The sequence below is a fragment of the Streptomyces sp. NPDC005485 genome (genome assembly GCF_040606085.1).
Lineage (GTDB): Bacteria > Actinomycetota > Actinomycetes > Streptomycetales > Streptomycetaceae > Streptomyces.
This window is the reverse complement of record NZ_JBEXDZ010000051.1, coordinates 1-25,226: the sequence shown is the minus strand read 5'-3', so window position 1 is coordinate 25,226 and position 25,226 is coordinate 1. Positions and strand designations below refer to the sequence as shown.

Sequence of the window (25,226 nt, the reverse complement as noted above, 5' to 3'; positions counted from 1 at the left end):
CACCCGTCAGAGCTGGGCCGACTTGCTTTTTATTCCGGTTCGGCCGACGCAGGAAACGGCAGGAGACATGACCGTGCAGCAGAAGGCCGGAGTCGACGGCGACGCACTGGAGGTCTGGATCGATCAGGACCTCTGTACCGGTGACGGCATCTGCGTCCAGTACGCCCCCGAGGTCTTCGAGCTGGACATCGACGGCCTGGCCTATGTGAAGAGCGCCGACGACGAGCTGCTGCAGGACACGGGCGCCACAACACCCGTACCGCTGACGCTTGTGCGGGATGTCGTGGACTCGGCGAAGGAGTGCCCGGGCGACTGCATCCACGTACGTCGGGTTTCGGACAGGGTCGAGGTGTACGGACCGGACGCGGAGTGACCACTGGCGCACCCCGCGTCACGGCCTGTCTGTTTCCTCACACGCTCCGGGCCTGGGACGGGGTCGAGCGGACGAACGCTCCGTCCTTCCACTGCCACTTGGCGCTGTCCTTCACGTCCGGGCAGCAACTGGGTACGTCGGTCGAGGAGTAGCCGAGCAGGGTCGCCGTGACGGCTCCGTCGTGGACGGCGAAGTCGGTGACGCTCAGGCGCTTCTTCGGGTCGACGAGGGTGGCCACCACGCGGGGCCGGGCCTCGCCCTCGGCTCGGGTGAGGACGTAGACGCCGCTCGGCGGGGTGCCGGAGCCGGCGTCGCAGCGGACCACTGCCACGGTTTCCGGGCTGCCGTCGCCGTCGAGGTCCCCGGAGGCCTTCGTCTCCACGAGGGCCTTGGCGGGGCCGCATTCGATCGGGAAGTCGACTCCGGTGGTGCTCGGGGCGGCCGCGACCGCGGGCTTCGCCTCGGGGCCGTGCTGGGCCGCGGTCGCCGGTGACGGCTGCAGCACGGAGGAGAGTGCGACGACACCGGCGAGGGCGGTGGCCGTGGCGAGCCAGTGGATGGGGCGGGCGTGCGTGTGCGCCAGTTCCGGGACGGCGGATTGCTGCACGAGAGATGTGTCTCCTGTGAGGGCTGTGCCGGTGGGGTGACCCGCATGGTGCCACACGTCACAGGGGAGCGGAACGGCGGGGTCCGAGGTTCTGGCGCGGCGTCAACGGAAAAGTGCTGTGGCCGAGTTCCGGGAGCGTTCCGGGAACTCGGCCACAGTCGTGGTGCGTTGGGTCGTCAGCGGCCGGAGCCGCCGTCGGCGTTGGGTCCCGTGTAGTCCTCGCCGTAGGCGCCCTTGGCGGGGCGACGGCGGCGCATGGGCGGCTCGACGCCGTCCGCGAGGCGGCGGGCGGTGAGCAGGAAGCCGGTGTGGCCGATCATCCGGTGGTCGGGGCGGACGGCCAGGCCCTCGACGTGCCAGTTGCGGATCATCGACTCCCAGGCGGTCGGCTCGTTGAAGGAGCCGATCTCGCGGATGGACTCGACGGTCCGCGCGAGCTGGGTGGTGGTCGCCACGTAGCAGCACAGGATGCCGCCGGGGACGAGCGCCTTGGAGACGGCCTCCAGGCACTCCCAGGGGGCGAGCATGTCGAGGATGACACGGTCGACATCCGTGTCGGACAGGTTGTCCTGGAGGTCGCCGACGGTGAGCTGCCAGGCGGGGTGCGAGCCGCCGAAGTAGCGCTCCACGTTCTGCTGGGCGATCTCGGCGAAGTCCTCGCGGCGCTCGTAGGAGTGCAGCATGCCCTGGTCGCCGATGGCGCGCAGCAGGAAGCTGCTGAGCGAGCCGGAGCCTACGCCCGCTTCCACGACGCGTGCGCCGGGGAAGATGTCGGCGAAGGCGAGGATCTGCCCCGCGTCCTTGGGGTAGACCACGGCAGCACCGCGGGGCATGGACAGGACGTAGTCGGGGAGCAGGGGGCGCAGCGCGAGGTAGGCGACGTTTCCGGTGGTGCGGACAACGCTGCCCTCGGGAGCGCCGATCAGCTCGTCGTGCGGGAAGGAACCCTTGTGGGTGTGGAAGTTCTTCCCCGCTTCGAGCGTGAACGTGTAGTGGCGGCCCTTGGGGTCGGTCAGCTGAACCTGGTCCCCGACCTTGAAGGGCCCGCGCCTGCGGGCGGCACCGGTCGGTTCGGACATGTGAACAGCCTACCGGTCCCGGCAGGGGGTGCCGACCACTAGGAAGGCCGGGCCATCGCCTTCACGAAGGCGCGTTCCACGTCCGCCGCCGACAGGACGCCGTAGATCTCGCCGGACTCCTCCACCACCAGGTACTCCGTGGCGGGAGTGGCCCGCAGGGTGTCCAGGAGGTCCTCGCCGGCGAGTTCGGCGGAGACCCGCATGCCGTCGGTGAGGTCCTGGGCCAGACCGCTGACGGCGACCCAGGGGCGGCGGTGCTCCGGTACGCCGACGATGGCGGCCTCGCGGACGAGGGAGAGGGGCTCGCCGTCCGGGTCGACCACGACCAGGGCGCGGGCCCCGGCGTCGTTGGCGCGGCGCAGTGCCTCCGAGAGCGGGGTGTCGGTCTCGACGGGGACGGCGCGCCGGGTGAGGGAGCGGGCGCGCAGCTCCGGGAGGTGTTCGCGCAGACGGGCCATGCGCAGGCTGTTGCCGGCGCCGGTCCAGATGATCGCGGCGAGGATGGCGGCGAGCAGCGCGTCCATGACGGTGTCCATGCCGCCGATGTCGTCGGGTGCGTCGCCGAGGGTGCCGGACTGGGTGAGCAGGGGCAGTCCGATCAGTACCGAGACGGCGAGGGCGCGGCCGACCCACGCGGCGGCGATGGTGCCGGTCATCGGCCTGCCGGTGATCTTCCAGACGACGGCGCGGAGCATGCGGCCGCCGTCGAGCGGGAGCCCGGGGAGCAGGTTGAAGGCGGCGACGATCAGGTTGGAGACCATCAGGCCGGCCAGCAGCACGCCCGGGACGGTGCCGGGCTCGACGGTCTGCATGGCGAGGTAGAAGAGGCCCGAGAGGATGAGCGAGAGCAGCGGTCCGACGAAGGCGAGCACGAATTCCCGGCCGGGTGTCTCCGACTCCTTCTCGATCTCCGACACCCCGCCGAAGAACTGCAGCTGGATGCGGCGCACCGGGAGCTTGAAGCGGAGCGCGGCGACGGTGTGGGCCAGCTCGTGGATGAGTACGGAGGCGTAGAAGGCGACCGCGAAGAAGAGGGAGACGAGGTAGCGGGCGGCGCCGAGTTCGGGCAGCACGCGGTCGAGCTGGCCGCCGAACACCCAGGTGATCAGGGCGGCCACGAGGAACCAGCTGGGCGCCACGTACACGGGGACGCCGAAGGGCCGCCCCATGAGCAGCCCGCCTCCGGGCTCCTTGGAACGCTTGGGCGGTCGCCTCCGGCCGGTGGCGGCGAGGGTGCGGGGGGCGGGGGCGCCGGTGGTGGTGTCGTCGGCCGGGGGCCGGGGGGCGGTGGGCACCTCGGGTGCGGAACCCTCCGGGTTGCCGTCCTGTCCGCTGGTGCCCGGCTCGCCGCTGGGATCACGCTCGGTGCGGTGCGGTGCGTCCGCTCCCTGCGCCGTTCCCTGTTGCGTGGGGGCCGGCGCCAGCGGGGTCTCGCCGTCGGACCCTGTGGGTTCCGGCCGGGTGCGGTCCTCCTGCGACTCCGTCTCGGGGCGTACGGCGTCGGCGGCGGGGGCCTCGGGCCCTGCGTGCCGCTCGGTGGTCGTGTCGTTGCCGGACCGCGGCTGCCCGCTCCCGCCGCTCTCGTCCACGATGTCCCCTCGTTCGAAGCGTCTCCCGCTCTCGATCATGCAGGGCAGGAGGGTCTCCGGTCGATGGTATGCGGCCGTCGCGGCGCGTTCGGCCCCGGCACCCCCTCTGTTTTCCGTGCCGTCGCATGAGCCGGGACGGTGTGACTGTCAGTGGCGGGCCGTAAGGTCTGTCGTCATGGAAACCAGCACCGACGGCGTCGCGGAGCCCGGCAGCGGTGGCGCCGTGGCCGCCGTGCCCCCGGCGTCGCTGTCGCCCTCGCGCGCCAGCGACTTCATGCAGTGCCCGCTGCTGTACCGGTTCCGGGTGATCGACAAGCTGCCCGAGAAGCCGAGCGAGGCGGCCACCCGCGGCACGCTGGTGCACGCGGTCCTGGAGCGGCTCTTCGACGCTCCGGCGACGGAGCGGACGGCGCCGCGGGCCAAGTCCCTGATCCCGGGTCAGTGGGACCGGCTGCGGGAGACCAGACCGGAGGTCGTGGAGCTGTTCGCCGACGATCCCGAGGGCGAGCGGCTGGCGCGCTGGCTGGGTGAGGCCGAGCAGTTGGTGGAGCGCTGGTTCAGCCTGGAGGACCCGACGCGGCTGGAGCCCGCCGAGCGTGAGCTGTTCGTCGAGGCACGGCTCGACTCGGGGCTCAAGCTGCGCGGCATCATCGACCGGGTCGACGTGGCCCCGACGGGCGACGTGCGGATCGTCGACTACAAGACGGGCAAGGCGCCACGGCCGGAGTACGCCGAGGGTGCCCTGTTCCAGATGAAGTTCTACGCACTGGTGGTGTGGAGGCTGAAGCAGGTGGTCCCGCGCCGTCTCCAGCTCGTCTATCTCGGCAGCGGGGACGTGCTGACGTACGACCCGGCGATCGCCGACCTGGAGCGTGTCGAGCGGAAGCTGCTCGCGTTGTGGGAGGCCATCCGGCTGGCCACCGAGACGGGTGAGTGGCGGCCGCGTCCCACCAAGCTCTGCGGCTGGTGCGACCACCAGGCGGTATGTCCTGAATTCGGTGGCACTCCCCCGCCGTACCCGCTGCCGGTCAGGGCGCCCGAGTCGACCGACATCCAGCAGGGCAGAATGGGGCCGGACTAGCGAAGGAGACTTACGTGGCCATCCGCGTCCTATTGGTCGACGATCAGCCGCTGCTGCGTACCGGCTTCCGGATGATCCTGGAGGCGGAGCAGGACCTCGCGGTCGTCGGCGAGGCCGGAGACGGCCTCCAGGCGCTCGACCAGGTGCGTGCTCTGCAGCCCGATGTGGTTCTGATGGACATCCGTATGCCGCGGATGGACGGTGTCGAGGCGACCCGGCAGATCACCGGCCCCGGCCGGGACGGCCCGGCGAAGGTGCTGGTGCTGACGACCTTCGACCTCGACGAGTACGTGGTGGAGGCGCTGCGCGCCGGGGCCAGCGGCTTCCTCCTCAAGGACGCCCCGGCCAACGAGCTGGTGCAGGCGATCCGGGTGGTCGCGGCGGGCGAGGCGATGCTGGCGCCGAGCATCACGCGTCGGCTGCTCGACAAGTACGCCGGGCATCTGCCGTCGGGTGACGATCCGGTTCCGGACACGCTGCACACGCTGACCGAGCGTGAGGTGGAGGTGCTCAAGCTGGTGGCGCGCGGCCTGTCCAACGCGGAGATCGCCGCCGACCTCTTCGTCAGCGAGACCACCGTCAAGACGCATGTCGGTCACGTCCTGACCAAGCTGGGGCTCCGCGACCGGGTGCAGGCAGCGGTGTACGCGTACGAGAGCGGGCTGGTGCGCCCCGGCGCCCAGTAGTTCGCCGGCCGGAGCAAGCAGCGCCGAGGGCGCCCCCTTCCCGAAGAAGGGGGCGCCCTCGGTGTGTGCGGAGCGGGCGCCGCCCCTCGTCGGGTGCCGGCCCGCGCGGAGGTCAGCCCTTGTGGATCTCCCAGAAGCGGAAGACCGTCGAGGCGTCCAGGCAGTACTCGAGGCCGTAGACGTTGTCGCGCACGACCGCGTACTGCTTGGCCTGCCAGATCGGGATGACCGGGAGCTGCTGGGCGACGACGTCCTGAAGTTCGCCGTACGTCTTGTCGGTCGCGGAGCGGTCGCTCTCGGCGGCGGTCTTCGGGATGAGGTCGGAAGTGATGGTGTTGTTGGTGTAGTTGTTGCTCAGCACGTTGCCCTTGCCGAAGAAGGGGGCCGTGAAGTTGTCCGGGTCCGGGTAGTCGGGCACCCAGCCCTTCACGTACACGCCGTACTTGCCGGCGGCGATGTCCTTCTCGTACTGGTCGAAGGCCACGGACTTCACAGTCGCGTCGAAGAGTCCGCTCGCGTTGAGCTGCTTGGCGATAGCCGCGAACTCGGCGTCGGTGGACGGGCCGTAGCGCGAGGGCGTCGACCAGAGGGTCAGCTTGACCTTGCCGGTGATGCCCTCGGAGTGCAGGGCGGCCTCGGCCTTCGTCTTCGAGGGGCGGGCACCGTAGGTGTCGAAGAACGCGGTGCTGTGACCGGCGATACCGGCCGGGATGATCGAGTAGAGCGGTGTCGCCGTGTTCTCGTAGACCTGGTCGACCAGGGCGTCGCGGTCGAGGAGGTAGGCGATGGCCTTGCGCACGCCGAGCTTGCCCGCCACCGGGTCGCTCATGTTGAAGACCAGGTGCTGCACCTCGGCGCTGGTGCCCTCGACGAGGTCGACGCCCTTGCCGGTGGACGTGTCGTTGTCGATGTCCGCGATGTCGTCGGCGGTGAGACCGCGGTAGGCGAAGTCGACCTTGTCGTTCAGGAGGGCGTTCTTCAGGGCGGCCTGGTCTCCGTGGAAGAACTTCAGCGTCATGCCGGAGTTCTTCACCTCGGCGGTGCCCTTGTAGCCGGAGTTGACCGAGAAGACGGCCTCGTCCTTGCTGAAGGAGTCCAGCTTGTACGGTCCCGAGCCGACAGCCTCGTCGTCCTTGCGCAGCCCGGTCGCGGAGTACTGCTGGTGGTCGACGATCGAGCCGGCGCCGGAGGCTATCTTGCTCGGGAAGGTGGCGTCGGCGTACTTGAGTTTGAAGACGACGGTCTCGGCATCCGGTGCCTGGACCTCGTCGAGCATGGGGAACATGATCGCCGGACCGGCGTCGTCATGGATCCGCAGCGTGCGGTCGAAGGAGAACTTGACGTCCTTCGAGGTGAGCGCGTCACCGTTGCTGAACTTCAGTCCCTCCTTCAGCGTGCACTTGTAGACCCTGGTCCCCGTGTCGGTGAACGTGCACTGCTTCGCGGCCTCCGGCTGCGGCTCGGTGCCGCCTTCCGGGAAGCTCAGCAACGACTGGAAGACGTTGTTGAACAACAGCCAGGAGCCCGGGTCGTAACCGGAGGCGGGGTCGGTGGCCAGGACGTCGTCGGACATCCCCATCACGACCGAGGAGCCGCTGCCGCCCGAGCCGCCCTCCTGAGAGCCGCATCCGGTCAACAGGCCTGAGGCCAGCCCCGCCACGATCGGCAGGACTGGCCACTGGTTGCGCATGTTCACGAGCATGTGCCTTCTCGTCGGGTCATGGAACCCGGGGCCGTCCCGGCCCCGGGCGGGGACGCCCCTCAGCCCTTCACACCGCGGCCGAGCTCCCACAGCTGGAGGGTGGAGGAGGAGTTGAGCGCCCACTCGGCGCCCGTGATGTCGTCCCGGGCGGCAATGTACTGCTTGCCCTGCCACAGCGGCAGCAGGGGTACGTCGTTGGCCACGATGTCCTGGATGGTGGTGAGGCTCTTCGACGCGGTGAGACGGTCGGCTTCGCGACGGGACTCGGGGATCAGGGTGTTGCGGATATCGCTGTTGGCGTAGGGCGAGCCGAGGGTGTTGTCCTTGTCGAGGAACGGCGCGAGGTAGTTGTCGGCGTCGGGGAAGTCGGGGAACCAACCCATGCCGTAGACCTCGTAGTCGCCCTTCTGCTCGGCCGGGCGGAACGCTTTCCAGGCCGTGCCCTTGATGCTGACGTCGAACAGGCCGCTGGCGTTGAGCTGCTTCTTCAGCACCTCGAACTCGTCGGCGGTGGCCGTACCGTAGTGGTCGGTCGTGTAGTGCAGGGTCAGCTTCACCGGGGTGGTGATGCCGGCCTTGCTCAGCAGGCTCGCCGCCTTGGCCGTGCTCGGGTCGCCGTACTTGTTGAAGAACGAGTTCGAGTGGCCGGTGATGCTGGCCGGGACCAGCGAGTAGAGCGGCTCGGCCCCGGTGCCGTAGACCTTCGAGACGAGCTCGGCGCGGTTGATGATCTGGGCTATGGCCTGGCGTACGGCCCTCGCCTTGACCGCCGAGTCGTTGGTGTTGAAGCCGAGGTAGCGGATTTCCAGGCCGGGCATCTCGATGAGGTCGATGTTGCCCGAGGCGTTGGAGAGCTTCTTGATCTGCTCCGGCGTCATCGTGCGGGTCATCATGTCGATGTCGCCCTTGTCGAGCGCGGCGCCCATGCCGGCGGCGTCCTCCGGGAAGGAGCGCATCTCGACCTTGTCGTTCTTCACCTTCAACGCACCCTGGTAATTGGGGTTCTTGGTGAAGACGGCCTTGACGAGTTCGTCGTTCTTTACCTCGGATTCGAGGGTGTACGGGCCGGAACCGTCGACGTCGAAGCCGTCGCGCAGCTTGTCCCTGTCGTAGTCGTCGGGGCTGACGATGCCCGCGACCGGGGTCGACAGCTTGAACGGGAAGGTCGCGTCCGCGGTCTTGAGGTGGAAGATCACCTCGCGGTCGCCCTGGGTCTCGACGGTGTCGACGGTGGAGAGCAGTGCCTCGGGGCCGCCGTCCACCTTGATGCGCAGCGCGCGCTCGATCGAGAACTTCACGTCGGACGCGGTGACCGCGTCGCCGTTCGCGAACTTCAGGTCCTTGCGCAGGGTGCAGGCGTAGCGCTCGTTGCCGGTGTCGGTGAAGCCGCACTTCTCGGCGGCGTCGGGCTCCGGCTCGCCGTCGCCGCGCGGCTGGACCATCAGGGTCTGCACGGTCTGGCGGAGGATGTTCCAGGTGCCCACGTCGTAGGCGTACGCCGGGTCGAGGGGAGCCGGCGCCTCCTTCGAGGCGGTGAACCGGTCCGTGGTGCCGACGACGATCGCGTCGCCGCTGCTGCCCCCGCTGTCGGAACCGCCACAAGCGGCGAGCACCGGGGCAAGCAGGCCGATTACGGCCGGCAGCACCAAAGTCTTGCGGTTCATGCTCGAGTTTCTCCAGAGCTGTCAGGTCCGTGTACCCGGCATGCAGGGGTGGCGCCGACGGGACACAGGGTATGGCGATGTTCTCGCGACGACATTAGTCCGCGTCGCCACGACGGCTCGCAGGCACCGGAGTTGAGTTCCCATCACGCTGCGAAACCGGACGTGGACGCACCGATAACCCGACAGCGGAAGGATTCGTACAGCGTTCCATCAATCAGGACACAAGGGCACGCCCAGCACCCCCGAAAAGGGGCAGGAGACACAGGGCGAACCCGATGTCGACCCGGGATCGAGTGGCGAACGTCACAGATTCAACCGGGTTCGGGCGGACCTCAATTCGGCCACCCGACAGTGATTCAATTCCGCGCGACTGATCACGACCGAGCGCGCGGACTTACCCTCGCATTCACTTCCGCACGCTGCGTGAACGCTTTAGCGCATTTCCGTCATCAGGCCACGCAGAAAGGGGAGGTCGACCTCTTCGAGTGATCTCACCACCGTGCGCCGCGCGGCGGGGGCGATGGGCGCGACCGAGGGGACGGCGACCACCTGGCAGCCCGCGGCCTCGGCGGCGGCGACACCGGTCGCCGTGTCCTCGATGACCGCGCATCTCACCGGTTCGGCGCCGAGCCCGGCGGCCGCGATCAGATACGGGTCGGGGAACGGCTTGGTCCGCTCCACCTCGTCGCCGGCGACGGTCAGCGAGAAGTGCTGGGGGCCCAGCAGGCCGAGGACACGGTCGATGATGCGCCGGTGCGAGGCCGAGACCAGGGCGGTGGGGATCCGGTGCGCGGCAAGCTCGGCGAGCAGCCGGGCCGCTCCCGGCATCAGGGGCAGCGCCCGGCCGATACGGTCCTCGAACCCGTCGTTGAGCAGCACGGACAGCTCGGCGAGGGTGATGTCGGCGCCGGTGGCCTCGATCAGGAACCCGGCACTGCGGGTCATGGGCCCGCCGACCACCACATGCCGCCATGAGTCGTCGAGGGCGTGGCCGAGGGCCGCGAAGACCTCCACCTCGACGTCCCACCAGAAGCCCTCGGTGTCCACCAGGGTTCCGTCCATGTCGAGAAGCACGGCTTGCAGGGCGGAGCCTTCGGCCGTACGGGTTCCGAGCGCGGGGACCGTCGTGGTCATCCTGGCGCACCTCCTTGAGGGACGCGCAGGCCGGTTCCCGAGGAGGGAACCGGCCTGCAGTGGACCGTCCAGTGTACGACCCTCGTGGAGAAAGTGCCTCTTGGTAAGCGACTGCCGCTGGAGGCACGCTCGCGCCGCTCCGCATGGGGGCGGTCGGCGCGGGTGCCCGGCTACCGCGCGTTGAAGTACTTGGCCTCCGGGTGGTGGATCACGATGGCGTCCGTGGACTGCTCGGGGTGGAGCTGGAACTCCTCGGAGAGGTGGACGCCGATGCGCTCCGGTTCCAGGAGCCGCGCGATCTTGCCGCGGTCCTCCAGGTCGGGGCAGGCGCCGTAGCCGAGGGAGAAGCGGGCACCGCGGTACTTGAGGTCGAACATGTCCTGTACGTCCGCCGGGTCCTCGGCGGCGAAGCCGAGCTCGGAGCGGACGCGGGCGTGCCAGTACTCGGCGAGGGCCTCGGCCAGCTGCACCGACAGGCCGTGCAGTTCGAGGTAGTCGCGGTAGGAGTTGGACTCGAAGAGCTTGGCGGTCTCCTCGCCGATGCGCGAGCCGACGGTGACGACCTGGAGGCCGACGACGTCCCTCTCGCCGGACTCCTCGGGCCGGAAGAAGTCGGCCAGGCAGAGCCGACGGCCGCGGCGCTGGCGCGGGAAGGTGAAGCGGGTGCGCTCGTTGCCCTGCTCGTCCAGGAGGATCAGGTCGTCGTCCTTGGAGACACACGGGAAGTAGCCGTACACGACGGCTGCTTCCAGCAGGTTCTCGGTCTGCAGCTTGTCCAGCAGGCCGCGCAGCCGCGGACGGCCCTCGCTCTCGACGAGCTCCTCGTACGTCGCTCCCTCGCCCGTACGGGCCTGCTTCAGGCCCCACTGGCCCTTGAACAGCGCGCCCTCGTCCAGCCAGGAGGCGTACTCCTTGAGCTGGATGCCCTTGATGACCCGGGTGCCCCAGAAGGGCGGGGTGGGCACGGGGTTGTCGGTGGCGACGTCGGAGCGGACGTGGCCCTCCTGCGGGCGCTCCTCGACCGCGGCCGGGGCGGTGGTGGCCCGCACCCGGCGCTGCTTCAGCTCCGGCAGCGCGGCGCCCGGCACCCCACGCTTGACCCCGATCAGCGCGTCCATCAGGCGCAGGCCCTCGAACGCGTCGCGGGCGTAGCGGACTTCGCCCTGGTAGATCTCGTGCAGGTCCTGTTCGACGTACGCCCTGGTGAGCGCGGCGCCGCCGAGGATGACCGGGAAGTCGGCGGCCAGGCCGCGCTGGTTGAGCTCCTCCAGGTTCTCCTTCATGATCACCGTGGACTTGACCAGCAGGCCGGACATGCCGATGACGTCGGCGCGGTGCTGTTCGGCGGCGTCCAGGATCGCGGAGACGGGCTGCTTGATGCCGAGGTTGACGACGTTGTAGCCGTTGTTGGACAGGATGATGTCGACGAGGTTCTTGCCGATGTCGTGGACGTCGCCGCGCACGGTGGCCAGGACGATCGTGCCCTTGCCCTCCGCGTCCGACTTCTCCATGTGCGGTTCGAGGTAGGCGACCGCGGTCTTCATGACCTCGGCGGACTGGAGCACGAACGGCAGCTGCATCTGGCCGGAGCCGAAGAGCTCGCCGACGACCTTCATGCCGTCCAGCAGCGTCTCGTTGACGATGTCGAGGGCGGGGCGGGACTCCAGGGCCTCGGCCAGGTCGGTCTCCAGGCCGTTCTTCTCGCCGTCGATGATCCGGCGCTTGAGGCGCTCGTCCAGCGGCAGGGCGGCCAGTTCCTCGGCCTTGCCGGCCTTGAGGGACTTGGTGGTGGCGCCCTCGAACAGGGCCATCAGCTTCTGCAGGGGGTCGTAGCCCTCGCGGCGCCGGTCGTGGATCAGGTCGAGGGCGGTGTTCACCTCCTCCTCGCTGAACCGGGCGATCGGCAGGATCTTCGACGCGTGCACGATCGCCGAGTCCAGGCCCGCCTTCACGCACTCGTCGAGGAAGACCGAGTTGAGCAGGATGCGGGCGGCCGGGTTCAGGCCGAAGGAGATGTTGGACAGGCCCAGCGTGGTCTGCACGTCGGGACGGCGGCGCTTCAGTTCGCGGATCGCCTCGATCGTGGCGACGCCGTCCTTGCGCGACTCCTCCTGGCCGGTGCAGATGGTGAAGGTGAGGCAGTCGATGAGGATGTCCGACTCGTGGATGCCCCAGTTCGTCGTCAGATCCTCGATCAGCCGCTCGGCGATGGCGACCTTGTGCTCGACGGTGCGGGCCTGGCCCTCCTCGTCGATGGTCAGCGCGATCAGCGCGGCGCCGTGCTCCCGGGCCAGCGCGGTGACCTTGGCGAAGCGCGACTCGGGGCCGTCGCCGTCCTCGTAGTTCACCGAGTTGATGACCGCGCGGCCGCCCAGCTTCTCCAGGCCGGCGCGGATCACCGGGACCTCGGTGGAGTCGAGCACGATCGGCAGCGTGGAGGCGGTTGCGAAGCGTCCGGCCAGCTCCTCCATGTCGGCGACGCCGTCGCGGCCCACGTAGTCGACGCACAGGTCGAGCATGTGGGCGCCCTCGCGGATCTGGTCGCGGGCCATCTCCACGCAGTCGTCCCAGCGGGCCTCCAGCATGGCCTCGCGGAACTTCTTCGAACCGTTGGCGTTCGTGCGCTCGCCGATGGCCATGTAGGCGGTGTCCTGGCGGAAGGGCACGGTCTGGTAGAGCGAGGCGGCGCCGGGCTCGGGCTGCGGCCGGCGCTCGGGGGGCGCGATGTCGCGGACCCGCTCGACGACCTGGCGCAGGTGCTCCGGTGTCGAGCCGCAGCAGCCGCCGACCAGCGAGAGGCCGTAGTCGCGTACGAAGTTCTCCTGCGCGTCGGCCATCTCCGGCGGGGTCAGCGGGAAGTACGCGCCGTCCTTGGTGAGGATGGGCAGGCCCGCGTTCGGCATGCACATCAGGGGTGTGCGCGAATGGCGGGCCAGATAGCGCAGGTGCTCGCTCATCTCGGCGGGGCCGGTGGAGCAGTTCAGGCCGATGAGGTCGATGCCGAGCGGCTCCAGGGCCGTCAGCGCCGCCCCGATCTCCGAGCCGAGCAGCATGACGCCCGTGGTCTCGAAGGCGAGCGAGCAGATCAGCGGCATGTCCACGCCGAGCGCGTCCATCGCGCGGCGGGCGCCGATCAGGCTCGACTTGGTCTGCAGCAGGTCCTGGGTGGTCTCCACGATCAGGGCGTCCGAACCACCCGCGATCAGGCCCTCGGCGTTCTGCTGGTAGCCGTCGCGCAGCACGTCGTATGCCATGTGGCCGAGCGAGGGGAGCTTGGTGCCCGGGCCGATCGAGCCGAGGACCCAGCGCTGGCGGCCGTCCCCGGCGCCGAACTCGTCGGCGACCTCGCGGGCGATGCGCGCGCCCGCCTCGGACAGCTCGAAGATGCGGTCGGCGATCTCGTACTCGCCCGCCGCCGACTGGTTGGAGCCGAACGTGTTCGTCTCCACACAGTCCACGCCCACCTCGAAGTACGCCTGGTGGACGGAGCGGACGATGTCGGGCCGGGTGAGGTTGAGGATCTCGTTGCAGCCTTCGAGGTTCTCGAAGTCCTCCAGCGTCGGATCCTGCGCCTGGAGCATCGTGCCCATCGCGCCGTCGGCCACCACGACACGGGTGGCGAGGGCCTGGCGGAGGGCGTCGATTCGGCTCCGGCTGTCCGCGGCGGGCGCGGAGGAGGACGGAAGGGACGGGTTCGGCAACGAGGCCATGGAAGATGCTCCCTGGAGTGCGACGGCTGTCGGCTTTGCGCTTCCCATGGAAGGCGCACGCCGCCAGGGTAGCCCGAGCGGCTCCACGAGGTCGGGGCCGTCCACGGGGCGGACGGGCGTGGCGCGGGTGGCCCGGGCGGGGATTCGACGGAAACACTTGGCGACCGGCCATTGGCAGGAGGTCGCATGCGACGGGTAGTGTTCGACATTGCCGAACGGTGACGGCCGTACGTCAACCGGCGGCCGAAGGGGACGGAGGGCAGCGCAGCGATGGCACGGAACATCCAGTCGCTCGAACGGGCGGCCGCGATGCTGCGACTGCTCGCGGGCGGCGAGCGACGGCTCGGCCTGTCCGACATCGCCTCGTCGCTGGGCCTCGCCAAGGGCACGGCCCACGGCATACTGCGCACCCTGCAGCACGAGGGCTTCGTCGAGCAGGACAACGCCTCCGGGCGCTACCAGCTGGGCGCCGAGCTGCTGCGCCTGGGCACCACCTATCTCGACGTGCACGAGCTGCGGGCGCGCGCCCTGGTGTGGACCGACGACCTGGCCCGCTCCAGCGGCGAGAGCGTCTACCTGGGCGTCCTGCACCAGCAGGGCGTTCTGATCGTGCACCACGTCTTCCGGCCCGACGACAGCCGCCAGGTCCTGGAGGTCGGGGCCATGCAGCCGCTGCACTCCACGGCGCTGGGCAAGGTCCTGTCCGCCTACGACCCGGTGGCGCACAGCGAGGTACTGGAGGCCGACCGCACGTCCTTCACCCCGCGGACCATCAGCGAGCCGGACGAGTTCGAGGGCGTCCTCGACCTCACCCGCGCGCGCGGGTACGCGGCCGACGTCGAGGAGACCTGGACCGGGGTCGCCTCCGTCGCCGCCCCCATCCACGACGGGCGAAGGATGCCGGTCGGCGCGGTGGGCATCACCGGGGCCGTCGAGCGGGTCTGCAAGGACGGGGAACTGCGTCCCGAGCTGATCGCGGCGGTACGCGACTGCGCCCGCGCGGTGTCGCGTGACCTGGGCGCCGGGCGGTTCTGAGCCTCAGCACGACTCGTACACGAAAGGGGCGGTACGTCAAGGACGTACCGCCCCTTTTCGCTGTGTCCGCGCGGCTACGGTCCGCATCCCGCCGAGCCCTGGCGACCACGCCATGTGCCCGGTCGCACGCGGTGTGCTCGCGTCCGAAGATCAATAGCTCACAGCGATCAATAACGATCGTGTTTTCGATAACGGAGCTCTTGACGAGCTGGTAACACCACGGCAAGACTCCCGTCCATCGGTCGACATTGTCGAACACCTACCGGCAATACGCGTTAGAGTGTGGCAACGCCAAGGACCGAGCTTCGCTCTCACCCCCGAGAGCACGGACCACCGGAGGGACCCGGGGTTCGGCTTCCCCTGGACGAAGGACAAAGGAGTCGCGGGTGTCCAGCTCCGACATCTTCATCGGCGAGACCATCGGTACCGCCGTACTCATCCTGCTGGGTGGTGGCGTCTGCGCCGCCGTCACGCTGAAGGCATCCAAGGCGCGCAACGCCGGATGGCTCGCCATCACCTTCGGGTGGGGCTTCGCGGTTCTGACCGCGGTCTACATCTCGGCACCCCTCTCGGGTGCGCACCTCAACCCGGCCGTGACGCTCGCGCTCGCGATCAAGGACAAGGACTTCAGCGACCTCCCCACCTACTGGGGCGGTCAGCTGCTGGGCGCCATGATCGGTGCCGCACTGGTCTGGCTCGCCTACTACGGCCAGTTCCTGGCCCACCTGACCGACAAGGAGATCGTCGGCGGTCCGGGCGCGCAGGCCACCAAGGTCAAGGCCGTCGAGGCCCAGGAGACCGGCGCCGGCCCCGTGCTCGGCATCTTCTCCACCGGCCCCGAGATCCGTCACGTGGTGCAGAACCTGGCCACCGAGATCATCGGCACCGTCGTGCTCGTGCTCGCGATCCTCACCCAGGGTCTCAACGGCGACGGCAAGGGCCTCGGCACCATCGGCGCCCTGATCACCTCTCTCGTGGTCGTCAGCATCGGCCTCTCGCTCGGTGGCCCGACGGGATACGCGATCAACCCGGCCCGTGACCTCGGCCCGCGCATCGTGCACGCCCTGCTCCCCCTGCCCAACAAGGGCGGCTCCGACTGGAGCTACGCCTGGATCCCGGTCGTCGGTCCGCTGGTCGGCGGAGCGATCGCCGCAGGCATATACAACGTCGCCTTCGCTTAAGAGCACCGCTGCAAGCACCGCGTACACCACCTCGTACAGCACCGCTTAACGGCACCGCGCTTCACAGGCACCGCGTAGATCCAGCCCCTTCATACGGAACTTTCAGGAGCACACCGTGACCGACGCACACACCGCCGGCCCCTTCATCGCCGCCATCGACCAGGGCACCACCTCGTCCCGCTGCATCGTCTTCGACCGCGACGGCCGCATCGTCTCCGTCGACCAGAAGGAGCACGAGCAGATCTTCCCGAAGCCGGGCTGGGTCGAGCACAACGCCTCGGAGATCTGGACCAACGTCCAGGAGGTCGTCGCCTCGGCCGTCGAGAAGGCCGGCATCACCCGCGACGACATCAAGGCCATCGGCATCACCAACCAGCGCGAGACCACGCTGCTGTGGGACAAGAACACCGGTGAGCCCGTCCACAACGCCCTCGTCTGGCAGGACACCCGCACCGACGCGCTCTGCAAGGAGCTCGGCCGCAACGTCGGCCAGGACCGCTTCCGCCGCGAGACGGGCCTGCCCCTCGCGTCGTACTTCGCGGGCCCCAAGGCACGCTGGCTGCTCGACAACGTCGAGGGCCTGCGTGAGCGCGCCGAGGCCGGGGACATCCTCTTCGGCACCATGGACACCTGGGTCATCTGGAACCTGACGGGCGGTGTCAACGGCGGCAAGCACGTCACCGACGTCACCAACGCCTCCCGCACGATGCTGATGAACCTGCACACGCTTGAGTGGGACGAGAAGATCGCCGAGTCCATCGGCGTCCCGCTGGCGATGCTGCCGGAGATCCGCTCCTCCGCCGAGGTGTACGGCGAGATCACCGGCGGCAAGCTGGGCGACCTGCTCGGCGGCATCCCGGTCGCCTCCGCGCTCGGCGACCAGCAGGCGGCCCTGTTCGGCCAGACCTGTTTCTCCGAGGGCGAGGCCAAGTCCACCTACGGCACCGGCACGTTCATGCTGATGAACACCGGTGACAAGATCATCAACTCGTACTCGGGCCTGCTGACCACGGTCGGCTACCGCATCGGCGACCAGGCTCCCGTGTACGCCCTCGAGGGCTCCATCGCCGTCACCGGCTCGCTCGTCCAGTGGATGCGCGACCAGATGGGCCTGATCAAGTCCGCCGCCGAGATCGAGACCCTCGCCCTGTCGGTCGAGGACAACGGCGGCGCCTACTTCGTACCGGCCTTCTCCGGCCTGTTCGCTCCGTACTGGCGTCCCGACGCCCGCGGTGTGATCACCGGCCTGACCCGGTACGTCACCAAGGCGCACATCGCCCGCGCCGTCCTGGAGGCCACCGCCTGGCAGACCCGTGAGATCAGCGACGCCATGACGAAGGACTCCGGCGTCGAGCTCACGGCCCTCAAGGTCGACGGCGGCATGACCTCCAACAACCTGCTGATGCAGACCCTGGCCGACGTCCTGGACGCCCCCGTGGTGCGCCCGATGGTCGCCGAGACCACCTGCCTCGGCGCCGCCTACGCCGCCGGTCTCGCCGTCGGCTTCTGGACCAACACCGAGGACCTGCGTGCCAACTGGCGCCGGGCCGCGGAATGGACCCCGAACATGGACGCGGAGACCCGCGACCGTGAGTACAAGAGCTGGCTCAAGGCCGTCGAGCGGACCATGGGCTGGATCGAGGACGAGGAGTAAGAACCCGCATGACCAGTCAAGCCACCCTCCAGTCCGTGCCTGCCCTTGGTTCGCGCCCGGCCTCCGGCTCCAACCCGAGCCGCGCCGAGACCCGGGAGCAGCTCTCCAAGGCGACGTACGACCTCCTCGTCATCGGCGGCGGCATCCTGGGCATCTCCACCGCCTGGCACGCCGCTCAGTCCGGGCTGCGGGTGGCCCTGGTCGACGCCGGCGACTTCGCCGGTGCCACCTCCTCCGCCTCCTCCAAGCTTCTCCACGGCGGTCTGCGCTACCTGCAGACCGGCGCGGTGAAGCTGGTGGCGGAGAACCACTTCGAGCGCCGTGCGGTCTCCCGCCAGGTGGCCCCCCACCTGGCGAATCCGCTCACGTTCTACCTCCCCGTGTACAAGGGCGGGCCGCACGGCGCGGCGAAGCTCGGAGCGGGCGTCTTCGCCTACTCCGCCCTGTCGGCGTTCGGCGACGGCGTCGGGCACCTGCTGAGCCCCTCGAAGGCCGCGCAGGACGTGCCCGAGCTGCGCACCGACAACCTGAAGGCCGTGGCCGTGTACGGCGACGACCAGATGAACGACTCCCGGATGGCCCTGATGACGGTCCGCGCGGCCGTCGAGTCCGGTGCCGTCGTCCTCAACCACGCCGAGGTCTCCGGTCTGCGCTTCACCAGGGGCCGGGTGACCGGTGCCGAGCTGCGCGACCGCCTCGACGGCAGCGAGTTCGGCGTCTCCGCGCGGCTGGTGCTCAACGCCACCGGCCCGTGGGTGGACCACCTGCGCAAGATGGAGGACCCGAACGCGGCGCCCTCCATCCGCCTCTCCAAGGGCGCGCACCTGGTCCTCAAGCGCACCTCCCCCTGGAAGGCCGCGCTCGCCACCCCGATCGACAAGTACCGCATCACCTTCGCCCTCCCGTGGGAGGACATGCTGCTGCTCGGCACGACCGACGAGGAGTACGAAGGCGACCCGGCGGACGTCGCGGTCAACGAGAAGGACACGGCCCAGATACTCGACGAGGCCGCGTTCTCCATCCGCGACCAGCAGCTCTCCCGTGATCTGATCACCTACTCCTTCGCGGGTCTGCGCGTGCTGCCGGGCGGCCCCGGCGACACCTCGAAGGCCAAGCGCGAGACGGTCGTGACGGAGGGCCGCGGCGGCATGCTGTCCGTCGCGGGCGGCAAGTGGACCACCTTCCGCCACATCGGCCGTACGGTGATGAAGAAGCTGGAGGCGCTGCCGGGCCGCCCGCTGGGCGAGGACTTCGAGCCGATCTCCGAGCTGCCGAAGAAGCTGCCGCTGCCGGGTGTCGCCAACCCCCGCGCGGTCGCCCACCGGCTCCTCGTCGACGGTCCTGCCCCCGGCCCGCGCATGGGCGCCGACACCGCCCGGCACCTGGCCACCCACTACGGCTCGCTGGCCTTCGACATCGCCCGCCTGGCGAACGAGAACCCGGAGCTCGGCGAGCGGGTCCATCCGGACGCCCCGGAGATCTGGGCGCAGGTCGTCTACGCCCGCGACAACGAGTGGGCCGAGACGGCGGACGACGTGCTGCGCCGCCGTACGACGCTGACGATCCGCGGTCTTGCCACGGACGACGTCCGCGGCAAGGTGCAGGACCTGCTCGACAAGAAGTAGTCGCCCGACGCGACTTGGGGCGGCTTCCACGGGGGGAGCCGCCCCTCGCGCATGCCCTGCGGGCTCTCGGGCCGAGGCGGCCGTCTAGTCTTCTGGGGCCAGGCGGACTCGCCGAACCGGGAACAGTCGTCCGAGCTGTGGATTTCCGGTTCCGTTCCGTCCCCGTTCACCCTGCTGAACCTCCATAATGGCCTGAGACATCGGATGTCTGAACGACTGGGAGGCCCGCCATGGCAGTCACCGACGAGGCGATCGAGAAAATCAAGGGCATGATCGTCTCCGGCGCGCTGCGCCCCGGCGACCGGCTGCCCAAGGAGAGCGAACTCGCCGCCGAGCTCGGGCTGTCGCGCAACTCCCTGCGGGAGGCCGTACGCGCCCTGTCGCTCATCCGCATCCTCGATGTCCGGCAGGGCGACGGCACGTACGTCACCAGCCTGGATCCGCAGCTCCTGCTGGAGGCGATGAGTTTCGTCGTCGACTTCCACCGCGACGACACGGTCCTGGAGTTCCTGGCCGTGCGCCGCATCCTGGAGCCGGCCGCCACGGCGATGGCGGCCTCCCGCATCAGCGAGCAGCAGATCGACGCGCTGGCCGCGCAGTTGGACAAGCTCGGCGCCGCGCCGTCGGTGGAGGAGCTGGTCGCGGGCGACCTGGAGTTCCACCGGGGCATCGTGCAGAGCTCCGGAAACTCGGTGCTGTGCTCCCTGCTCGACGGCCTCTCCGGACCCACCACCCGGGCCCGGATCTGGCGCGGCCTGACCCAGGAGGACGCGGTCAGCCGCACCCTGCACGAGCACCGGGCGATCCTCAGCGCCCTGCGCGACCGGGACGCCGAGGCGGCCCGCTCCTGGGCGACCGTGCACATCGCGAGCGTGGAGCAGTGGCTGCGCAGCACCCTGTGACGGCCGGGGCCGGGATACTCCCGCCGGCCGCCGCCTCCCGAGCAGCGTGTGATCATCCGATCTAAGGCGGGACCTCTCGCAACCTCCGGAATCCGCAGCGGAGTTGGCCGGTCGCGGCCCGTTCACAGCTCGGATGACTCAGGGGTGTTCCGGGGTGGCGATCGGGGCAGTGATCCGTTCACTCCCCCGTGCAAGGGGGCTGCGGAGGCCCCCGGCGAACGCCGTAAGGTTGGTGCGTACACGAGGGCACGTCGGAAGGAGGCGCTGGGTGATCGAGCTCGAGGGGGTTCCCGAGCTGGTCGACCCGGTCATGGTGGCCGCGTTCGAAGGCTGGAACGACGCCGGCGACGCCGCCTCCACCGCGGTCGCGCATCTGGACAGGGAGTGGAAGGGCGAGGTGTTCGCCGCGCTCGACGCCGAGGACTACTACGACTTCCAGGTGAACCGCCCCACCGTGTGGCTTGACGGCGGTGTCCGCAAGATCACCTGGCCGACGACAAGGTTGTCGGTGGTCCGGGTCGGCGGCGACAAGCCGCGTGACCTGGTGCTGGTGCGGGGCATCGAGCCGTCGATGCGCTGGCGCTCGTTCTGCAACGAGATCCTGGGCTTCGCGCACGAGCTCGGCGTGGAACTGGTGGTGATCCTCGGCGCACTGCTCGGCGACACCCCGCACACACGTCCGGTGCCGGTCAGCGGGGTCACCTCCGACGCCGACCTGGCCCGCACGATGGACCTGGAGGAGACCAAGTACGAGGGCCCCACGGGCATCGTCGGCATCCTCCAGGAGGCGTGCACGCACGCGGGCGTCCCGGCGGTGTCGCTGTGGGCGGCCGTCCCGCACTACGTCTCGCAGCCGCCGAACCCGAAGGCCACGCTGGCCCTCCTCAACCGCCTTGAGGACCTCATCGACCTGCGCATCCCGCTGGGCGAGCTGGCCGAGGACGCGCGGGCCTGGCAGCTGGGCGTGGACCAGCTGGCAGCCGAGGACAGCGAGGTCGCCGAGTACGTGCAGACGTTGGAGGAGGCCCGGGACACCGCCGAGCTGCCCGAGGCGTCGGGCGAGGCGATCGCCCGCGAGTTCGAGCGCTATCTGCGCAGGCGCGACGGCGGTGGTCCGGCGACCCCGTCCGGCGGCCACGCGACGGAGAGCGGCGACTCCCCCTCGTATCTGAAGGACGGCCCGGGCGGCCGCGTCCGGCCGCCCAAGGCGCAGCGGCCGGAGACCGACGCCGAGGACGACGGGCCGGACGAGTCCTCGGACGACTCCCCCGACAGTTCGCCCGACAGTTCGTCGGACAACTCCTCGGAAGACTGAACCGGCAGGGGCTGAACCGGCAGGGACTGAACCGGCAGGGGCGGTGCGCGTGAAGCGCACCGCCCCTTCGTCGTCCCGGGCCCGTCAGACCTGGGCCACCGCCACCGCGTCGTAATCGGTGTCCGGTTTCGGCTCGACGTCGAAGCGCGCGTTCGGCAGGTAGAGACGGTCGCCCCACGCCGCGACCGTCGTCGGGATGCGGAAGCGCGTGTCGGTTATCCGGGCGATCGCCCTGCCCTTGGTGCCGGAGGCGTTCAGCCGGAACACGTCGATGAGGTTGTCCGCCTGCTGAACGGCATAGAGGATCCGTCCAAGCAGCAACAACCCGTCACCGTTGGGCAGTTTGGACGGTCCGAGGTCCACCGCGGTGGCCACCCCGGTACGGGGATCCACCCGCATCAGCCCCCCGCCGCCCGCGATCGTGTTCACCACCAGCAGCGCCTTACCGTCGGGCGTGCGCTCGATGCCGTTGGCGGTGAAGTCGGGGCCCTGCACCCAGTCGCCGGTGAGCGGCAGGGTGGTGACGGCGCCGGGTCGGCCGTGCGGACCCAACGCCAGCCCGTAGAGCACGGGTTGGTAGGTCTCGGTGAACCAGGCCGCACCGGGGGTGAGGACCACGTCGTTCACGAAGGTGCCGCCGACGGCGTACACCTTCTCGATCTTCCCGCTGCGCGCGTCGACCGTGCGCAGCTCGCCGCTCGAACCGCCGGCGAGGAAGAGTCTGCCGTGCAGGTCGATCTTCAGCCCCACGGTGGGGTGTTCGGCGCCGAGTCCCTTGCTGATGACGCGGCCGCGCCCGGTGGCGAGGCTCGCGCGATAGATGTCGCCGTTCGCGAGGGACCCGAAGTACGCGAACGGAGTCTTGCCAATGGTGATGCCCTCGGGTGCGAAGCCGTCGGGCAACGGGAACTGGGCGGGCCAATGCTGTTCGGCCGCCTGGGCGGTGCCGCCCACAAGCGCTGTTCCTCCCAGCGCGGCAGCGGTGGTGAGCAGTGTTCGACGTGCGAAGGAACGGTGCATGGAGCGTCCTTCCGCGGAGTCCGGCAACGGCCGGATCGATGGTCAACAGTCGCTGCCACCCCATCACATGACATCCGCCTCCGCAGCCTTTGGCCGGATTGCGGCGTGACATCTGTTTCCGGACGGATTGCACAGGGTTCCCCATTCAACTTCATTTCAAACGCAGTTGGCGAAAGCGGTCTGGACGAGTCGCCCGACGCGTAGCAGGGTGTGCCCCGAAGACGCGGCCCGGAGACGGGACTTGGCACCGCGTCGACCCGTTGCACGGCCACCCGCATGGACGAAGGGAGCGGCACGCGATGACCGACCAGGTACAGCCGGCGCAGGGCCCGGGAGCGTCCGGGCCGGGGCCCGACGGAGCGGGATTCACCTATCGAGGAGCCGAGCAGGAGCTGATCGTCGTCGCACGCTCGGAGGCCCGGCTGCGCGCCGGGACCGAGGGCGTTCGTTCGGCGGCCGGCGCCGACCTGTCGGCCCTCAACATGTTCCTCAGCGACGAACAGCTCGCCCTGGAACCGCTGTTCGGCAGTGAGGAGCGGCTGCAGCAGTCCGCTGCGGCAGGCACCGAGAGCGTGCCCGACCTCGCGCTCTTCTACCGGGTGCGCGGCGTCGAGAGCCGTGCCCAGGAACTCCGTTCACGCATCGCCGCGCTGCCGGAGATCGACACGGCGTACGTGAAGCCGGGCGCCGTTCCGGCTTCGGTGGGTTCGGTGGGGCAGAGCGCGGACGAGACCCGTCGGCGCAAGGAAGGGGCGCCCGTCACCCCCGACTTCACCAGCCGCCAGGGCTATCTGCGACCCGCGCCCGAGGGCATCGACGCCCACTGGGCGTGGCAGCGGCCCGGCGGAACGGGTCAGGGCGTGACGGTGATCGACGTGGAGGGCGCCTGGCAGCTCGGCCACGAGGATCTGGCCGCGAAGCTCGCGGGCGTCGTCGTCGGCACACCGCTGACCGACATCGCCTGGCGCAACCACGGCACCGCCGTCATCGGCGTGATCGGTGGGGATCAGGGCGAACACGGGATCACCGGCATCGTGCCGGACGCGGTGACCGCCGCCGCGTCCTTCCAGGGCATCGGTTCGGCGGCCGCGATCCACGCGGCGGCCGAGCGGCTGAACCCCGGCGACATCATCCTGATCGAACTGCACGCCCCCGGGCCGCGGTTCGACTTCGAACAGCGCGACGACCAGCAGGGCTACATAGCGATCGAGTGGTGGCCCGACAACTACGCGGCCGTCCGGTACGCGACCGCCAAGGGCGTCATCGTGGTGGCGGCCGCGGGCAACGGCGCCGAGTCGCTCGACGACGCGGTGTACGAGCGCCGCCCGGACGAGTTCCCGGAGTGGTGGCGCAACCCGTTCAACCCCTCCAACCAGTCCTCCGGCGCGGTCCTGGTCGGCGCGGGCGCACCGCCGCCCGGCATGCACGGCCGCGACCACGGCCCGGACCGCTCACGGCTCGCGTTCTCCAACTACGGGGCACGCGTGGACGCGCAGGGCTGGGGCCGTGAGGTCACGACCACCGGCGGCTTCTGGGACCGGCCCGGCGATCTGCAGGGCGGCGCCGAGGAGATCGCCTGGTACACGGACACGTTCTCCGGGACCTCCTCCGCCTCGCCGGTGGTGGTCGGAGCCCTGGCCGCGCTGCAGGGGATGCTCAAGTCGGCGGGCCAGGAAACGATCTCGCCGGAACGTGCCCGCGCGGTGCTGCGGGCGACGGGTTCTCCGCAGCAGGACGCTCCGGGCCGGCCCGCGTCGCAGCGGATCGGCAACCGGCCGGACATCAGGGCGGCGGTCACCCATCTGCTGCCGGAGGCGGTCGGCTCGGGCCAGGCCGAGCGGTACTGGGACGAGCTGCTGCCGTATCCGCGTGAACTCCCGCCCAGGCTCAGGCTGTTCGTGGCCGGTGCCTGGCGCAACCTGAACAACCCGTCCCCCGAGATCCGCCAGGCGGTGCACACCGCGTTCGCGGGGGGACGGCCGGACGTACGTGTCTGGTTCTCGGACGACGAGATCGTCGGCCTGGTGGTCACGGGCTGAGGACCTGGTCGTCGGGGACCGACGGATCAACGCAACCAACCATTGATGGAAGGTGGCACCCGCATGAGCACGACCCCGCAGATGAGCCAGCAGGGACAGCAGTACGGCCAACAGCAGGGCCAGCAGGGCCCGAGCACGGCACCCCCGCAGCAGGTCGGACAGCAGCAGGGCATGGGCCAGCAACAGCAGCAGCCTTACAGCCAGCAGATGCAGCAGCCGTTCGGGCAGCAGATGCAGCAGCCCTACGGTCAGCAGGGCATCGGCCAGCAGCAGCCCTTCGGTCAGCAACAGCAGCAGCCGTACGGCCAGCAGGGCATCGGTCAGCAGCAACTGCCGCCGCATCTTCAGCAGCAGCTCCAGCAGCTCGGCCAGCAGCAGCCGTTCCAGCAGTTGCTCCAGCAGCTCGGCGGTCAGCAGCAACAGCAGGGCCGGCCTCTGGTGCTGCAGAGCGCTGTCGAGGCACAGGCGCTGGCGAGCGGCATCGCCACGAAGTTCTGGGATGTCGTCACCCCGCTCCCGGGCCAGCCGTCGATCCTCTACCTGTTCATCAACAACACGTGGTACCCCCTGGTCAACCCGAACCAGGTCACGCACGACGAGGTCCAGGAAGCCTTCGCCTTCGGGCAGCAGGTCATCGGGATCTACGACTCGAACACCAACGCCATCCAGGCCGTGATCGTCAACAAGCAGTAGCGGCCAAGGAGGGGTAGCAGCACAGAGGGCGCCGGGGGGGGGGGGGGCCCCCCCGCGCCGCCCCGCGCCGTCCCGAACTGACAGCACGCGAGATCTGAAGTCCACGGGGCGTTCACGACTCCGAGTAGGACCGGAAG

The 25,226-nt window shown here is 69.7% G+C and carries 19 protein-coding genes; 11 read left to right on the top strand and 8 right to left on the bottom strand.

Features of this window, described 5'->3' with window-relative positions; all coding sequences use genetic code 11:
• Positions 1 to 67 precede the first annotated feature (67 nt).
• Complete coding sequence (locus ABZS97_RS19045) at positions 68 to 373, top strand: ferredoxin (RefSeq protein WP_356139279.1); 306 nt, start codon at positions 68 to 70, stop codon at positions 371 to 373.
• A 37-nt stretch (positions 374 to 410) separates the two neighbouring features.
• Here ABZS97_RS19045 and ABZS97_RS19040 read toward each other — a convergent pair whose 3' ends face one another.
• From ABZS97_RS19040 to ABZS97_RS19030, 3 genes are all read right to left on the bottom strand, one after another.
• Positions 411 to 980 carry a hypothetical protein gene (locus ABZS97_RS19040; protein ID WP_356139277.1) on the bottom strand — a complete coding sequence of 190 codons (570 nt, stop codon included), beginning with the start codon at positions 978 to 980 and terminating at the stop codon, positions 411 to 413.
• A 176-nt stretch (positions 981 to 1,156) separates the two neighbouring features.
• Complete coding sequence (locus tag ABZS97_RS19035; RefSeq protein WP_356139275.1) at positions 1,157 to 2,059, bottom strand: tRNA (adenine-N1)-methyltransferase; 903 nt, start codon at positions 2,057 to 2,059, stop codon at positions 1,157 to 1,159.
• A gap of 38 nt (positions 2,060 to 2,097) precedes the next feature.
• Positions 2,098 to 3,648 (bottom strand): site-2 protease family protein, encoded by a 1,551-nt coding sequence (locus tag ABZS97_RS19030; RefSeq protein ID WP_356139331.1) that lies wholly within the window; start codon positions 3,646 to 3,648, stop codon positions 2,098 to 2,100.
• 175 nt (positions 3,649 to 3,823) lie between these two features.
• Here ABZS97_RS19030 and ABZS97_RS19025 point away from each other — a divergent pair, with 175 nt between their 5' ends.
• The gene (locus ABZS97_RS19025) at positions 3,824 to 4,729 is read left to right on the top strand and encodes a PD-(D/E)XK nuclease family protein (RefSeq protein WP_356139273.1); all 906 of its coding nucleotides are present in this window, start codon (positions 3,824 to 3,826) and stop codon (positions 4,727 to 4,729) included.
• A gap of 14 nt (positions 4,730 to 4,743) precedes the next feature.
• Positions 4,744 to 5,415 carry a response regulator transcription factor gene (locus ABZS97_RS19020; RefSeq protein ID WP_356139271.1) on the top strand — a complete coding sequence of 224 codons (672 nt, stop codon included), beginning with the start codon at positions 4,744 to 4,746 and terminating at the stop codon, positions 5,413 to 5,415.
• A 112-nt stretch (positions 5,416 to 5,527) separates the two neighbouring features.
• Here ABZS97_RS19020 and ABZS97_RS19015 read toward each other — a convergent pair whose 3' ends face one another.
• The 4 genes from ABZS97_RS19015 to metH form a co-directional block, all read right to left on the bottom strand.
• On the bottom strand, positions 5,528 to 7,111 hold the full coding sequence (locus ABZS97_RS19015) for an ABC transporter substrate-binding protein (RefSeq protein WP_356139329.1): 1,584 nt from the start codon (positions 7,109 to 7,111) through the stop codon (positions 5,528 to 5,530).
• 65 nt (positions 7,112 to 7,176) lie between these two features.
• Positions 7,177 to 8,781: an ABC transporter substrate-binding protein gene (locus ABZS97_RS19010; RefSeq protein ID WP_356139269.1), complete on the bottom strand. Its 1,605-nt coding sequence runs from the start codon at positions 8,779 to 8,781 to the stop codon at positions 7,177 to 7,179.
• 432 nt (positions 8,782 to 9,213) lie between these two features.
• Positions 9,214 to 9,915 carry an HAD family phosphatase gene (locus ABZS97_RS19005; RefSeq protein ID WP_356139267.1) on the bottom strand — a complete coding sequence of 234 codons (702 nt, stop codon included), beginning with the start codon at positions 9,913 to 9,915 and terminating at the stop codon, positions 9,214 to 9,216.
• 170 nt (positions 9,916 to 10,085) lie between these two features.
• Positions 10,086 to 13,625 (bottom strand): methionine synthase, encoded by a 3,540-nt coding sequence (gene metH / locus ABZS97_RS19000; RefSeq protein WP_356139265.1) that lies wholly within the window; start codon positions 13,623 to 13,625, stop codon positions 10,086 to 10,088.
• Between the two features lie 270 nt (positions 13,626 to 13,895).
• Between metH and ABZS97_RS18995 the strand changes: the two genes are divergently transcribed.
• The 6 genes from ABZS97_RS18995 to ABZS97_RS18970 all read left to right on the top strand — a co-directional run bounded on the left by ABZS97_RS18995 (position 13,896) and on the right by ABZS97_RS18970 (position 21,337).
• Complete coding sequence (locus ABZS97_RS18995; protein ID WP_356139263.1) at positions 13,896 to 14,660, top strand: IclR family transcriptional regulator; 765 nt, start codon at positions 13,896 to 13,898, stop codon at positions 14,658 to 14,660.
• Between the two features lie 386 nt (positions 14,661 to 15,046).
• On the top strand, positions 15,047 to 15,841 hold the full coding sequence (locus ABZS97_RS18990) for an MIP/aquaporin family protein (RefSeq protein WP_356139261.1): 795 nt from the start codon (positions 15,047 to 15,049) through the stop codon (positions 15,839 to 15,841).
• Positions 15,842 to 15,956: 115 nt separating this feature from the next.
• Positions 15,957 to 17,495 carry a glycerol kinase GlpK gene (gene glpK / locus ABZS97_RS18985; protein ID WP_356139259.1) on the top strand — a complete coding sequence of 513 codons (1,539 nt, stop codon included), beginning with the start codon at positions 15,957 to 15,959 and terminating at the stop codon, positions 17,493 to 17,495.
• Positions 17,496 to 17,503: 8 nt separating this feature from the next.
• Positions 17,504 to 19,120, top strand: coding sequence for a glycerol-3-phosphate dehydrogenase/oxidase (locus ABZS97_RS18980; protein WP_356139257.1), 1,617 nt, complete (start codon positions 17,504 to 17,506; stop codon positions 19,118 to 19,120).
• Positions 19,121 to 19,350: 230 nt separating this feature from the next.
• Positions 19,351 to 20,022, top strand: a complete 672-nt coding sequence (locus tag ABZS97_RS18975) for a FadR/GntR family transcriptional regulator (protein ID WP_356139255.1) — start codon at positions 19,351 to 19,353, stop codon at positions 20,020 to 20,022.
• Between the two features lie 268 nt (positions 20,023 to 20,290).
• Positions 20,291 to 21,337: a PAC2 family protein gene (locus ABZS97_RS18970; RefSeq protein WP_356139253.1), complete on the top strand. Its 1,047-nt coding sequence runs from the start codon at positions 20,291 to 20,293 to the stop codon at positions 21,335 to 21,337.
• A gap of 84 nt (positions 21,338 to 21,421) precedes the next feature.
• On the opposite strand, the gene ABZS97_RS18965 is transcribed toward ABZS97_RS18970, so the two are convergent.
• Positions 21,422 to 22,357 carry a superoxide dismutase gene (locus ABZS97_RS18965; protein ID WP_356139251.1) on the bottom strand — a complete coding sequence of 312 codons (936 nt, stop codon included), beginning with the start codon at positions 22,355 to 22,357 and terminating at the stop codon, positions 21,422 to 21,424.
• Between the two features lie 299 nt (positions 22,358 to 22,656).
• Between ABZS97_RS18965 and ABZS97_RS18960 the strand changes: the two genes are divergently transcribed.
• Together ABZS97_RS18960 and ABZS97_RS18955 are read left to right on the top strand one after the other, a co-directional pair.
• Positions 22,657 to 24,396, top strand: a complete 1,740-nt coding sequence (locus ABZS97_RS18960; protein ID WP_356139249.1) for a S8 family peptidase — start codon at positions 22,657 to 22,659, stop codon at positions 24,394 to 24,396.
• Positions 24,397 to 24,459: 63 nt separating this feature from the next.
• Positions 24,460 to 25,089, top strand: coding sequence for a hypothetical protein (locus tag ABZS97_RS18955; RefSeq protein ID WP_356139247.1), 630 nt, complete (start codon positions 24,460 to 24,462; stop codon positions 25,087 to 25,089).
• Positions 25,090 to 25,226: the final 137 nt, after the last annotated feature.

Coding starts and splice junctions, on each gene's coding strand:
- ABZS97_RS19045 (WP_356139279.1), top strand. CDS start 68: ATGACCGTGCAGCAGAAGGCCGGAGTCGACGGCGACGCACTGGAGGTC.
- ABZS97_RS19035 (WP_356139275.1), bottom strand. CDS start 2,059: ATGTCCGAACCGACCGGTGCCGCCCGCAGGCGCGGGCCCTTCAAGGTC.
- ABZS97_RS19025 (WP_356139273.1), top strand. CDS start 3,824: ATGGAAACCAGCACCGACGGCGTCGCGGAGCCCGGCAGCGGTGGCGCC.
- ABZS97_RS19010 (WP_356139269.1), bottom strand. CDS start 8,781: ATGAACCGCAAGACTTTGGTGCTGCCGGCCGTAATCGGCCTGCTTGCC.
- ABZS97_RS19005 (WP_356139267.1), bottom strand. CDS start 9,915: ATGACCACGACGGTCCCCGCGCTCGGAACCCGTACGGCCGAAGGCTCC.
- metH (WP_356139265.1), bottom strand. CDS start 13,625: ATGGCCTCGTTGCCGAACCCGTCCCTTCCGTCCTCCTCCGCGCCCGCC.
- ABZS97_RS18995 (WP_356139263.1), top strand. CDS start 13,896: ATGGCACGGAACATCCAGTCGCTCGAACGGGCGGCCGCGATGCTGCGA.
- ABZS97_RS18980 (WP_356139257.1), top strand. CDS start 17,504: ATGACCAGTCAAGCCACCCTCCAGTCCGTGCCTGCCCTTGGTTCGCGC.
- ABZS97_RS18975 (WP_356139255.1), top strand. CDS start 19,351: ATGGCAGTCACCGACGAGGCGATCGAGAAAATCAAGGGCATGATCGTC.
- ABZS97_RS18965 (WP_356139251.1), bottom strand. CDS start 22,357: ATGCACCGTTCCTTCGCACGTCGAACACTGCTCACCACCGCTGCCGCG.
- ABZS97_RS18960 (WP_356139249.1), top strand. CDS start 22,657: ATGACCGACCAGGTACAGCCGGCGCAGGGCCCGGGAGCGTCCGGGCCG.
- ABZS97_RS18955 (WP_356139247.1), top strand. CDS start 24,460: ATGAGCACGACCCCGCAGATGAGCCAGCAGGGACAGCAGTACGGCCAA.